We start from the raw sequence: 12,229 nt of genomic DNA on the forward strand, positions 1-12,229 counted from the left end.
AAAATATTGCAATTACATCATTTGCAACTTTTTAAACCATTTTAACCGCTTGTATATGAGCTATCATCTCTTTTATGTTTCTGTTTCTGTTGTATAAAAAGAATGCTGTTAACCCCAATACAGAAAAGCTAATTCCTTTCATACTCAATAATCTTTTTACCAAAAAATCTAATGCAATGGTTTTAACTGCCGGTGAATTGACCAGTGCAAGCCCTGTTTGTTTCACTTGTTTAAAAGGCTGCATAATCTCGTTTTTGGTTTTATTGGTTTCCGCTTTAAATCGCATTCTAAGTGCATTACCTTTTAGAATTAGAAGTTCCTTTTCGGTTAATTTAAGCTCTTCCATTTTAATGTTCTCCATTCTGTTTCAAAGTTAAAGCACTCTTAAATGCGGCAATATCTAATTTTAGCTCGGTTAATGTACTTTGCATAAAATGGCGTTGTTTTTTCAAGGCAGAAAGTATCATCACTCCGCAAATAATCACAGCAATAAACATAATAATGGCAATAGAAAAGAATACTTTAACTTTCTGTTCGGGTAACAAATAATTATCTAAACCAAATAATAAACTAACAAAAGAAACTAATAAAAATATAAAAGCCAATAAGATAAATATAAGCACTGAAATTAATTGATTTTTTTGCTCATTAATTTCAATTCTTGCCATCTCACCACGCACTTGAGCTATTTCCAATAATGTAATGAGACTATTTTTAAATCCGGATTTAATATTATCTAACATTATAACCATTCCTTATATTAAATAATAAGCCACACCATATATGGCGTGGCTTAATGACTTAATGACGAATTACAGATAATTATCTTCTAGAAATTAAAACACCTAATAATAACCCGACCACACCGGCAACTGTAATTGCTTTATACGGGTTATCTTGAACTAAGGTATCAGTTTGTTTAACTACAGTTCTTGCACTATCAACGGTATCATCTTTTAATGTTGCAAAACGATCTTTTACATCATCAAACTGTTTTGCTAATTTATCTTTTAACTTTTTATATTCTTCCGTAGAAGAATCAGATGTTTCATTAAATAATTCCTCTGCATTTTTCAAAATATCGCGAATCTCGTTTGTTAACTCTTCACGTTTTGCATCTAAGCTTTTAGCCATAACTGCTCTCCTTATTTAATTAAACGTAATCTATAAAAATAAAACATAATTGATTTATGTTTCATTATTAAAATACAGCCCACATTTAATAATGTCAACCTTTAATTTGAAGATTATTTAATTAAATTCATAAATTAAATAAACAAAAAAGCAGTAATTTTTGCAAAAAAGTAACCAAATATTACCGCTTGTAAAAGCATAAATTCAGGTTAAATCATTGTATTTAATGCTTCAGTTAATTTTTGGTAACGCTGATATTTCGTCTGATAAGCCGCATAATTTTCCGGATTTGGCTCAAACACCTGCATTTCATTATTTAGGGCTTGAATTTGGCTTATATCCAGCCCAACCCCTTGCATTGCCATTAATGCCGCACCCAAGCAGCCGGTTTCTTCCACTTGTGGAACTTCAAGCCGCATTCCGGTTAAATCGGCCAACATTTGCATCCAAACTTTAGATTTCACCGGTCCACCGGTAACTCGCAACACATCAGCCTTTGGAAAGCGGATAAACATACGGTTTAAATGGGTCATCAAGCTAAACAACACGCCTTCGTAAATTGCCTGCAAGAGATGGGCTTGGGTATGGTGGGCTTGCATACCATAGAAACCGGCTTGCATTCCTAAGCCTGCATTTGAGCCATACAGAAACGGCACAAACAGCACCGAGCTTGCCGCCGGCGGTAATTTAGCAATCTCTTGGTTAATTTCTGCATAATCGAGTTTCCACTGCTTCATAAACCACTCTAAATTACCGGCAGAAGTCGGGCTTGCCTCGTGGACGATAAATTTCCCCGCCTCTGCATAACGCCCATAAACAAAAGGTAACTCTTGGCTTGCATCAATATTATCGGTAATGCCGCTCACCACTGACCAAGTTCCCAGCACCGCATTGAGTTTGGTTTCATCATCTAAATTGGCACAACGAGCGGTAGAAACCACATCGAATAACCCACCCACCACCGGAGTACCTACCGCTAAACCGGTTAATTTGGCAGCATCTTCAGTCACATATCCTGCAATTTTATTTGGCTCAATCACCGATGGTAATTTCTCCAACACATCCGGCATTCCCAATAAATCGGCTAACTGTTGGTCGTATTCGCCTTTTTCCATATTGTAAAGATTGCTTTCGGAAATGTTGGTCTCTTCGCAATGCAACTCACCGGTTAAGCAAAAACGCAAATAGTCGTGCGACATCAAGACTGCCCCTGTTTGTGCATAACGCTCCGGCTCGTTTTGTTGCACCCACTTCAAGATAGAAACCGGGTGACCTGTCCATAAGGTTTGGCGGGTAATCGGGTAAAGTTTTTGCGGAATGCCTTCAGTCTGCCACTGTTTAACAATCTCAAGCGAGCGTTGGTCGGAAGATAAAATCGCCCGGCCAAGCGGCTGATTCTGCTTATCTAACAAAAACGCCCCTTTGCCTTGTGCAGAAATGCCCACCCCCTTGATATCAGAAGGGCTAACACCGCTTTTTTCAATCGTTAGCCGCACTACTTCCGCACACACCGCCCACAGCTGCGACATATCACGCTCGGCATAACCAGCATGTTCGCTGATTACCGAAACATTTTCACGATGAAGGGCTTGAATATTACCTTGTGTATCAAAAAGAGCGGCTTTGATAAAAGTCCCGCCACAGTCAATGCCGAGAGTGTAGTTCATTTTTATTTTCCTTTAGCAGTTTAAAGGTAACAAGCGGTCTGATTTTGCAAAAAAATTGCAATTTCTTACCGCTTGCCAGATTTATTGACAAACCCCTACACAAGGGGCTTCGATTAACAATAGATTACTGTGCTAACGCATCTACTTTTTTCAATAATTCATCGCCGTGTTTTTCCACGAAGGCTTTACGGACTTCCGCTTCAATCGCCGCTTTGAACGGGGCGTTATCGACTTGTTCGATCACTTCGATACCTTGTTTGCGTAATTTTTCGATGATCTCTTTTTCGTTTTTCACGTTGAGATCACGTTGGAATTGGCCGGCTTCTTTTGCTGCTTCAACCAATGCGGTTTGTAATTCAGGAGCTAAGCCGTCAAACTTGGCTTTGTTCATCACCACGATTAACGGGGTGTAGCCGTGGTTGGTTAAACTTAAATGTTTTTGTACTTCAAACAGTTTTGCCGACCAGAAAATGCCGATTGGGTGTTCTTGGGCATCAACGGCACGGGTTTCTAATGCGGTGTAAAGCTCAGAAAGTGGCATTGGCACTGGGTTGCCGCCTAGTAAGGTGAAGGCTTGAATGTACATCGGGTTTTGGTTGGTGCGGACTTTTAAACCTTTGATGTCTTCCGGCTTGGTTACAGGGTGTTTTGAGTTGGAGAAAGCACGGAAGCCAACGTCCCAGAAGGCTAAACCTTTTAAGCCTTGAGCCTCTAAATCTTTTAATAAGCCTTGACCAACTTCGCCGTCTAATACTTTGTAAACGTGTTCACGATCTTTAAAAATAAACGGAATATCAATCACATTCAGTTTTGGCTCTAAGCCAGTGAAGTTTGGTGAGCCGGACATTTCAATGTCGATGGTGCCGCCACGCACACCGCTGATCATCGTTTGAGCATTACCTAAGGTGCTGTCCGGAAACAGTTTTAATTTAATTTCACCTTTGGTTTTTGCTGCCAATAATTCATCGAATTTTTTGGCGGCGATGTGTTGGGTATCGGAACGTGGGGCTTCATAACCGAAACGTAGCGAGGTTTCTGCCATTGCAGAGCCACTCATGACTGCCACGCCTGCCACTAATGCTGCTAAGGTTTTTAAATTAAATAATTTCATAGGGTTCTCCTGTGATTAAAAATTGAGTTGCAAGCGGTCTGTTTTGCCAAAAAAAATTTGCAAATTTTTGCGTCAATTTGACCGCTTGTTTCGGTTCAAACCATTACTGCATCCAGCTTAACGGCACTAACACCAGTGACGGGAAGAACACGAACAACAGTAGTAAACAAATCATCATTACGAGGTAAGGCATTACGCCCTTAGCCGCTTGGTCGAACGGCAATTTTGATACGCCGGTAATCACGTTTAGCACGTTGCCGACCGGTGGTGTAATCAAGCCGATAGAGGTGTTAAGGATAAACAGCACACCGAAGTAAACCGGGTCAATGCCTGCCTCTTCCACCAACGGCATCAGTACCGGAGTTAAAATCAGCACGGTTGGGGTTAAGTCCATCACCATTCCGATAATAAACACCGCTAACATAATTACTAATAAGAGTGTGGTCGGGCTTTCAATTAACGGTTCTAACAGCTCGGTGAGCATCATCGGTAATTCCGCTACGGTAATCAGCCAGCCGGTTACATTTGCCGCTGCCACTAAGAACATCACTACTGCCGTGGTTTTCGCTGCCGCCAACACGACTTTGTATAAATCTTTGAACTTCATTTCACGGTAAACGAACAGTGAAACAATCAAGGCATAGAAAGTTGCGACCGCACCCGCTTCGGTTGGGGTGAACATTCCCGAGCGGAAACCACCGATAATAATGACAGGCAACAATAACGCCCAAATGCTGTTTTTAAATGAAATGCAAAGTTCTTGTTTGGTTGCTTTGGAGAAGGTCATTAAATCCAAACGTTTTGCCTGCCACCACCAAAGGGCTGCCAAGCAGATCCCCATAATAATGCCCGGGAAAATACCGGCTAGGAACAGTTTGGTAATGGACACGCCACTAGCCACACCAAAGACGATAAACGGAATGCTTGGCGGAATGATTGGGGCGATAATCCCTGCCGTACCGATTAAACCGGCAGAGCGGTCAATCGGATAGCCGGTGGTTTTCATCATCGGTAGTAGCATTGCGGCTACCGCTGCGGTATCCGCCACCGCCGAACCGGAAAGGCTTGCCATAATCATCGCCGCTAAAATTGCTACAAAACCCAAACCGCCCCGTTTATGACCGACTAATTTCATTGGTAGGTCGATAATCCGTTTGGAAAGACCGCCCTCGTTCATAATTTCACCGGCAAGAATGAAGAACGGAATTGCCATCAGCGAGAAACTATCTGCACCGCTCACAATTTGTTGTGCCAAAATTTGGGCATCAAACAGGTCTAAATGTAACATTAACGCTACACCACACACCAACAGGGCGAAGGCTACCGGAATGCCCAATAAAATCGAGCCAAGCAACACGGAAAGAAAAATTACCACAGTCATCTATTTTTCTCCTTTTGCAATCACGCCAACCGTTGCCACAATGCGGGCAATAATTAACAAGCCGATTAATACCCCTGCTACCGTGCTGGCAAGGAAAGTGATGCCTTGCGGTAAGCCTGAAATCGGGGCAAAGTTATTCAGGTTGAGGTTAAATTGAATCCAGCTACCGTCCACAATTAAGTAACAGCAGAACAACATCGCTAAATCGGTTACGATGCTGAGTAAGTTTCTGGCAATCGGTGAGAGTTTATCGGTTAGCATAGTAACTCGAACGTGTTGATTTTCGCTAAATGCCAACACTGCCCCTAAAAACGCCAACCAAACAAACATATAGCGAGAGACCTCTTCGGTGACGCTAATGCTACTGTTAAAACCGTAACGCAGTACCACATTGACGAACACCAAAATCGACATTGCAGATAAAATCACTACTACAAGCAGTTCTAACAGTTTGCCGACTAATTGAGCTAAGGCTTTCATAGTTGCTCCTCAATTTCGCTCATCGCAATTTTCACCACCACTTTGCGAATGGTTTCTGTGCCGTCAAAAATCGCCGTTCTGTGGCAATCTTCGGGGAAAAACACCGCAAAATTGCCTTCAACGCAGCGAAATTTATTTTCGTTGGCAACGGATTGATAATATTGAATATCCCGCTCAGGGTTGTATTCCACCGCAATCGGATTGGTGCCGGTATCCACCGCCGCAGCCATTATCTCTTTGCCTCGGTGTAGATACTGCACATCGAGGTAATTGCGATGCACTTCCGGCTGAAATTCGTGTTTCGATTTGGTGTTCAAATCCAACACCTGCACATAAATTTGTCTGCCTTTGAGTTCGTAAACCCCTGCTTCCATCGCATCAAAATCGGTATTTTTTAAATACTCCAAAGCAAACTGAATGGCTTTTGGATACTGCTTAGGGTTGTAATTTGAAATATGACCGAAAAACATTTTTTGCTCCGTTTTTGCAAAAAAACTTTAAAATTTGACCGCTTGCATTGTTTTAAAATGATGGCGCAAGCGTCTTCGCTTGTGCCAAATTCTTAGCACCAGCGTGGACGCTGGCGCTATCAACAATACCTATAACGCTTGTAATTTCGCCCAAACGGTGTCGTCCACCGGAATGCCGTTGGCTTTGTTGTCGGCAAGAATTTGGGTGAACTCGTGGCCCGGTAAACGCACTGCGACATCAGGGTCGGCACGCTCTGCGGTTTTCACATATTCCATAATACGGTTGAGTTTTTCGTCTTTGGTTTTGCCGTCAATTAAGCGATCCACTTCAATAGCGATATAGACTTGCGACACGCAATATTCATCGTCTTTATCTTCTGTCACCGCAGCGGTGGATTCACCGTTAGAGAGCAAGGTGGCGATCATATCTAACACAATCGACAAGCCTGAACCTTTCCAGAAGCCCATCGGCATTAGACGGCGGTTTTTCTCGACCGTTGCCGGATCACGGGTTGGGTTGCCCTCATCATCAAAACCGGCATCGACAAAAGTTTGACGACCAGCAAGGCGATGCACTTCCAACATTCCGTATGAGTACATTGAGCAAGACATATCCACCATCGTGATTGGTTTAGTCGGCACCGCAATGATTAACGGGTTCGTCCCGATACGGCACTCTTTCGCCCCCCAAGGTGGCATTACCGCAAGGGCGTTCGTCCAGCAGATCCCGATATAGCCTTTCTCTGCCGCTTGCCAGCCGTAAGAACCACCACGCATCCAGTGGTTTGCATTACGCAACGCCACTACGCCAATGCCGTTTTCAGATGCAAGCTCCATCGCTCTGTCCATCATTTTTTTTGCGGTTAAGTTACCAATGGCTTGGTGAGCGTCCCACTGCTCAATCGCCCCCAGTGAAAGCACTTTAGTCGGCACGGCTTCCGGCACAATATCGCCGTTCTCTAACTGTTGAATAAAGCGTGGAAAACGGTTTACCCCGTGTGAATAAGCACCCGCTTGGGTGGTGTCGGCAAACACGGTGGCACACTCTTCGGCAATCTCTTCACGCACATTGCGAGCCAACAGAACACGTTTAAATTGAGCTTTTAATTCTTCATAGGAAACTCGAATAGTCATCTTGAATACCTCAATATTTCAAATAGTAAAATCACGTTTCATAAGTTACTCTTAAGACAAATTAAAGTCAATTAAAGCAAAAATATAAAAAACTTTTTAAATCAATGGGTTATAAACTTTTTTGTAAATTTGAGAGGTAGATCACACTTTAGAAATGGTCATTTTTTATGTTTAAGGCTATGTGGATTACTTTCTTGTTATTCATTTTCTGAGATTTATAAGGACTTAATTGTCAAATATATGGATTTTTTTGCTATAAATTTAGAATGTGAAATAGATCACATATCTTGCTGCAAGATATAGGTAATATGAAGCTGCTTAAGTTGTAGCTCTCTTAGCTTTTAATTCAATACTAAAGTTTCACTTTAAGGAGTTTCCTATGAAAACGAGCAAAAGACATTTTTTAAAATCAATTTTAGCTGTCTCTGTTCTTGCTGTAACTGGATTATGTTCAAATATCACTTATGCAAAAGATGCTGACACAATCAAATTAGGCTTCTTAGTAAAACAGCCTGAAGAACCTTGGTTTCAAACGGAATGGCGTTTTGCCGATAAAGCGGCTCAAGATTTAGGTGGTGTTGAAATCATTAAAATTGCTGTACCGGATGGTGAGAAAACGTTGAATGCTATAGATAATTTAGCTGCTAATGGTGCCAAAGGTTTTGTTATTTGTACGCCTGATCCAAAACTTGGTCCGGCAATTATGGCAAAAGCCCGTTCTTACAATCTGAAAGTAGTGACGGTTGATGATCAATTCCTAAATGCAGCCGGTGAACCAATGACAAATGTACCGTTAATTATGATGGCAGCGAAAGAAATTGGCGAACGTCAAGGGCAAGAATTGTATAAAGAAATGCAAAAACGTAATTGGGATGTAAAAGATACGGCTGTGCTTGCGATTACTGCTGATGAGTTAGATACCGCCCGTCGCCGTACTGAAGGCTCAATTGATGCATTAATTAAATCCGGTTTCCCTGCAGAAAAAATTTATAAATCACCAACGAAAAGTAATGATATTCCCGGAGCTTTAGATGCCGCAAATTCAATGCTTGTTCAGCATCCTGAAGTTAAAAACTGGTTAATTGTGGGAATGAATGACAATACCGTTTTAGGCGGTGTACGAGCCACAGAAGGTCAAGGCTTTAAGCCTGAGAATGTAATAGGGATTGGTATAAATGGTACAGATGCTGTAAATGAGCTTTCTAAACCAAGTGCAACCGGCTTTGTCGGATCTTTATTGCCAAGTCCAGATGTGCACGGCTACCGCAGTACCGAAATGCTGTATAAATGGGTGAAAGAAGGGATCGAACCGCCAAAATTTACACCGATTGGTGATCCGGTATTACTTACCCGTGATAATTTTAAAGCCGAACTTGAGAAAAAAGGGCTTTAATTAATCAATGAATTCAGTAAGGAGGATATATGGTCGCATATTTAGAATTCGATAATATTCATAAAGAATTCCCCGGCGTGAAAGCTTTACAAGGTGTTTCATTTAAATGTTATGAAGGTAAGGTTCATGCATTAATGGGTGAAAATGGGGCAGGAAAATCCACCTTATTGAAGATTTTAAGTGGCAACTACCCTGCTACAAAAGGAAAACTACATATTGGCGGAAGAACCGTTAATTTCCGTAATACGAAAGATGCTTTATTAGCAGGTGTTGCCATTATTTATCAAGAGTTGAATATTGTGCCTGAAATGACGGTTGCTGAAAATTTATGTTTAGGGCAATTTCCACATTCGTTTGGTGTGGTTAATCAGAAAAAATTGGAAGAAACCGCTCAATTTTATTTGGATAAATTGGAATTAAATATTTCACCATCTACCCAATTAAAAGAACTGTCTATTGGGCAGTGGCAGATGATTGAAATAGCCAAAGCGTTAAGTCGTGGAGCAAAAATTATAGCTTTTGATGAACCAACCAGTAGTTTATCAGCCCCTGAAATTGAAAAATTATTTTCGGTAATTAATGAGTTAAAAGCTGAGGGAAAAGTCATTTTATATATTTCTCATCGTATGGAGGAAATTTTCAGAATCAGTGATGAAATTACTGTATTGAAAGATGGGCAGTATGTGCAAACTTTTTCAGATTTATCTCAAATTACCAATGATGATCTTGTGCGAAGTATGGTTGGGCGTAATTTAGGGGATATTTATAATTATCGCCCAAGAGCGTTAGGTAAAGAACGCTTAATCATTTCTCATTTATCCGGAACGGCTCTGAAAGGTGATTTTAGTTTAAGTGTAAAAGCCGGTGAAGTTTTAGGATTATTCGGTTTAGTCGGTGCCGGGCGGTCAGAATTACTTAAAGTGATTTTTGGTGCCGATAAAATAACACAAGGGACAATTGAATTAGATGGAGAGGCGCTAATTATAAATTCGCCTAAAGATGCGATTGCAAATGGTATTGTACTTTGTCCGGAAGATCGTAAAAAAGAGGGCATTATTCCAACTGCGACAGTAGGTGAGAATATCAATATTAGTGCCAGAAGATTGCATAATTTTATGAATTTTATCATCAATGATAAATGGGAGAAAAATAACGCTGAATTTCAGCGTAAGCAAATGAATGTGAAAACACCTTCTATTGAACAATTAATTGTGAATTTATCTGGTGGAAATCAACAAAAAGCGATTTTAGGGCGATGGTTATCTGAAAATGTGAAAGTTTTATTGTTAGATGAACCAACAAGGGGTATTGATGTAGGAGCTAAATCGGAAATATATGATTTAATTTTTAAACTGGCAGATCAAAAATTAGCCATTATTGTGGTTTCAAGTGATTTACCTGAAGTCATCGGCTTATCTGACAGGATTATGGTTATGAAAGGACGGCAAGTTACCGGTGAAGTTAGCCGAGATAATGCGACGGAAGCCGGAATATTGAAATTAGCTATGGTGAATAATTAGACTTTTTATTGATGAGGAATAAGTTATGTCAGATGTAATGAATGCAAATGTGAAATCAGCAAATACAATCAATAAAATTTGGACTGCTTACGGAATGTTGTTGATTTTCTTCGTCACTTTTATTGTTGCCTGTATTTTTGTACCAAATTTTGCTACTGCGATTAATATGAAAGGGTTAGGCTTAGCTATTTCAATGAGTGGAATGGTAGCTTGTGGAATGTTATTTTGCTTAGCTGCAGGTGAAATTGACCTATCGGTAGCTTCAGTGATTGCTTGTGCCGGAGTGGTTACAGCGGTGGTAATTAATCAAACCCAAAGTGTTTGGCTTGGTGTTTTAGCCGGTGTTGGATTAGGTATTGTAGTGGGATTATTAAATGGTTTTATTATTGCAAAACTAAAAATAAATTCCTTAATTACAACCCTTGCCAGTATGCAAATTGCACGAGGATTAGGTTACATTATTTCTGATGGTAAAGCGGTAGGCATTACTAAAGAAGAATTTTTTGAAATCGGTTATCAAGATTTCTTAGGCGTACCGCTACCTATTTGGTTTACGATTGTTTGCTTTATTATTTTTGGTTTCTTATTAAGTAAAACAACCTATGGACGCAACACCTTAGCGATTGGTGGTAACCAAGAAGCAGCCAGATTGGCAGGTATTAATGTAGATCGCACAAAATTAATGATTTTTGTGGTATCAGGTTTTATTTCTGCTGTTGCAGGCGTTATTCTTGCAGCCCGTATGACCAGTGGACAACCAATGACATCTGTCGGGTTTGAATTAACTGCAATTTCCGCCTGTGTTCTCGGCGGAGTTTCACTAACCGGTGGTGTGGGAAGAATATCTTTCGTTATTGCAGGGGTGTTAATTTTAGGAACTATTGAAAATGTAATGAATTTACTGAATATCTCTCCGTTTGCTCAATATGTTGTGCGTGGCTTAATCTTGATGGCAGCGGTAATTTTTGATAAATATAAACAAAAAATATTTAGATAAAATATCGAGGGTATTATGCCTCAACATAAACAGGATTCACAAAATAATCCTCTCCTTCCCGGGTACGACTTTAATGCTTATTTAGTGGCAGGTTGTACCCAAATTGAAAAAGCGAATGAACTTGATTTTCCTATCTACCGCCCTAACGGTATGAATGGTTATATTCTCAATTTAACCATAAAAGGCAAAGGTTCGGTTTTTCAAAATGATCACCAATTTGATTGCAATGTTGGTGATCTTCTTTTATTCCCACCTAATGCAGTTCACGATTACAAACGTTCGCCTGATTCGGAATCTTGGCATCATCAATGGATCTATTTTCGAGCCAGAACCTTATGGAAAGATTGGTTAAAGTGGAGTGATACGATTGCAAATGTCGGCAGATTAAAGATACCTGATCAAAAAACATATCAGAATATTTTAGCGTTATTTCAACAAATCGAAAAAGAATACAATTCTAACCGCTTGTTTTCCGAAGCAATGTCAATGTGCTTACTTGAACAGCTTATTATTACTTGTATTGAGCTAGAACCTTCCAACCAAAAACGAAAAATAGAGCCAAGAATATTAGATGTATGTAATTTAATCTCACAAGATATTCATTTAAACCACAAAATTGAAGAATTGGCGGAATATATCCATATTTCACCTTCCCGCTTAACTCATTTATTTGTAGAACAAGTTGGCACAAGTATAGTGAAATGGAGGGAAGAACAGCGAATGATAAGAGCAAGACATCTATTACATACCTCAAATGCTCCTATTTATCATATAGCCAGACAATTAGGTTATGATGACCAGCTCTACTTTACCCGTTTATTCAAGCGTTATACAGGATTAAGCCCTTCAGCGTTTAGGGATTCGAGATGAAATTGTGATCTTAATCTCATTTAAAATAAAGTAGCTGTTTTGTCCATATAAATAGCGGTTTATCCCCTAACT

At 40.1% G+C, this 12,229-nt stretch carries 13 protein-coding genes; 4 read left to right on the forward strand and 9 right to left on the reverse strand.

Annotated features, from left to right (window positions below; all coding sequences use genetic code 11):
- Positions 1–31 precede the first annotated feature (31 nt).
- From ACJ7Z2_RS02545 to yiaK, 9 genes are all read right to left on the reverse strand, one after another.
- On the reverse strand, positions 32–346 hold the full coding sequence (locus ACJ7Z2_RS02545) for a hypothetical protein (RefSeq protein WP_409500687.1): 315 nt from the start codon (positions 344–346) through the stop codon (positions 32–34).
- A 1-nt stretch (position 347) separates the two neighbouring features.
- On the reverse strand, positions 348–743 hold the full coding sequence (locus ACJ7Z2_RS02550) for a phage holin family protein (protein ID WP_409500688.1): 396 nt from the start codon (positions 741–743) through the stop codon (positions 348–350).
- Positions 744–822: 79 nt separating this feature from the next.
- Positions 823–1,134: a YqjD family protein gene (locus ACJ7Z2_RS02555; protein WP_006249005.1), complete on the reverse strand. Its 312-nt coding sequence runs from the start codon at positions 1,132–1,134 to the stop codon at positions 823–825.
- Between the two features lie 209 nt (positions 1,135–1,343).
- Positions 1,344–2,801 (reverse strand): FGGY-family carbohydrate kinase, encoded by a 1,458-nt coding sequence (locus ACJ7Z2_RS02560; RefSeq protein ID WP_409500689.1) that lies wholly within the window; start codon positions 2,799–2,801, stop codon positions 1,344–1,346.
- Positions 2,802–2,925: 124 nt separating this feature from the next.
- Complete coding sequence (locus ACJ7Z2_RS02565; RefSeq protein WP_409500690.1) at positions 2,926–3,912, reverse strand: TRAP transporter substrate-binding protein; 987 nt, start codon at positions 3,910–3,912, stop codon at positions 2,926–2,928.
- Positions 3,913–4,015: 103 nt separating this feature from the next.
- Complete coding sequence (locus tag ACJ7Z2_RS02570; RefSeq protein ID WP_409500691.1) at positions 4,016–5,293, reverse strand: TRAP transporter large permease subunit; 1,278 nt, start codon at positions 5,291–5,293, stop codon at positions 4,016–4,018.
- The gene (locus ACJ7Z2_RS02575) at positions 5,294–5,773 is read right to left on the reverse strand and encodes a TRAP transporter small permease (protein WP_409500692.1); all 480 of its coding nucleotides are present in this window, start codon (positions 5,771–5,773) and stop codon (positions 5,294–5,296) included.
- Positions 5,770–6,243: a YhcH/YjgK/YiaL family protein gene (locus ACJ7Z2_RS02580; protein WP_409500693.1), complete on the reverse strand. Its 474-nt coding sequence runs from the start codon at positions 6,241–6,243 to the stop codon at positions 5,770–5,772. Before ACJ7Z2_RS02580 ends, ACJ7Z2_RS02575 begins: the two co-directional genes overlap by 4 nt.
- 129 nt (positions 6,244–6,372) lie before the next feature.
- Positions 6,373–7,371, reverse strand: coding sequence for a 3-dehydro-L-gulonate 2-dehydrogenase (yiaK, locus tag ACJ7Z2_RS02585; protein WP_409501098.1), 999 nt, complete (start codon positions 7,369–7,371; stop codon positions 6,373–6,375).
- A 385-nt stretch (positions 7,372–7,756) separates the two neighbouring features.
- Between yiaK and ACJ7Z2_RS02590 the strand changes: the two genes are divergently transcribed.
- The 4 genes from ACJ7Z2_RS02590 to araC are packed head-to-tail and all read left to right on the forward strand — an operon-like array spanning position 7,757 to position 12,157.
- Positions 7,757–8,770: an arabinose ABC transporter substrate-binding protein gene (locus tag ACJ7Z2_RS02590; RefSeq protein ID WP_409500694.1), complete on the forward strand. Its 1,014-nt coding sequence runs from the start codon at positions 7,757–7,759 to the stop codon at positions 8,768–8,770.
- 29 nt (positions 8,771–8,799) lie between these two features.
- Positions 8,800–10,290, forward strand: coding sequence for an L-arabinose ABC transporter ATP-binding protein AraG (gene araG / locus ACJ7Z2_RS02595; protein ID WP_409500695.1), 1,491 nt, complete (start codon positions 8,800–8,802; stop codon positions 10,288–10,290).
- 25 nt (positions 10,291–10,315) lie between these two features.
- Complete coding sequence (gene araH / locus ACJ7Z2_RS02600) at positions 10,316–11,287, forward strand: L-arabinose ABC transporter permease AraH (protein WP_409500696.1); 972 nt, start codon at positions 10,316–10,318, stop codon at positions 11,285–11,287.
- A 15-nt stretch (positions 11,288–11,302) separates the two neighbouring features.
- Positions 11,303–12,157, forward strand: a complete 855-nt coding sequence (gene araC / locus ACJ7Z2_RS02605) for an arabinose operon transcriptional regulator AraC (protein WP_409500697.1) — start codon at positions 11,303–11,305, stop codon at positions 12,155–12,157.
- Positions 12,158–12,229 lie beyond the last annotated feature (72 nt).

This window comes from Mannheimia glucosida, from assembly GCF_046267875.1.
In the GTDB taxonomy this organism is placed as follows: Bacteria; Pseudomonadota; Gammaproteobacteria; order Enterobacterales; family Pasteurellaceae; genus Mannheimia; species Mannheimia glucosida.

Bases quoted from the DNA above. Each gene is read 5' to 3' on its own strand.
- ACJ7Z2_RS02545 (WP_409500687.1), bottom strand. From the start codon at position 346: ATGGAAGAGCTTAAATTAACCGAAAAGGAACTTCTAATTCTAAAAGGT.
- ACJ7Z2_RS02550 (WP_409500688.1), bottom strand. From the start codon at position 743: ATGTTAGATAATATTAAATCCGGATTTAAAAATAGTCTCATTACATTA.
- ACJ7Z2_RS02555 (WP_006249005.1), bottom strand. From the start codon at position 1,134: ATGGCTAAAAGCTTAGATGCAAAACGTGAAGAGTTAACAAACGAGATT.
- ACJ7Z2_RS02560 (WP_409500689.1), bottom strand. From the start codon at position 2,801: ATGAACTACACTCTCGGCATTGACTGTGGCGGGACTTTTATCAAAGCC.
- ACJ7Z2_RS02565 (WP_409500690.1), bottom strand. From the start codon at position 3,912: ATGAAATTATTTAATTTAAAAACCTTAGCAGCATTAGTGGCAGGCGTG.
- ACJ7Z2_RS02570 (WP_409500691.1), bottom strand. From the start codon at position 5,293: ATGACTGTGGTAATTTTTCTTTCCGTGTTGCTTGGCTCGATTTTATTG.
- ACJ7Z2_RS02575 (WP_409500692.1), bottom strand. From the start codon at position 5,773: ATGAAAGCCTTAGCTCAATTAGTCGGCAAACTGTTAGAACTGCTTGTA.
- ACJ7Z2_RS02580 (WP_409500693.1), bottom strand. From the start codon at position 6,243: ATGTTTTTCGGTCATATTTCAAATTACAACCCTAAGCAGTATCCAAAA.
- ACJ7Z2_RS02590 (WP_409500694.1), top strand. From the start codon at position 7,757: ATGAAAACGAGCAAAAGACATTTTTTAAAATCAATTTTAGCTGTCTCT.
- araG (WP_409500695.1), top strand. From the start codon at position 8,800: ATGGTCGCATATTTAGAATTCGATAATATTCATAAAGAATTCCCCGGC.
- araH (WP_409500696.1), top strand. From the start codon at position 10,316: ATGTCAGATGTAATGAATGCAAATGTGAAATCAGCAAATACAATCAAT.
- araC (WP_409500697.1), top strand. From the start codon at position 11,303: ATGCCTCAACATAAACAGGATTCACAAAATAATCCTCTCCTTCCCGGG.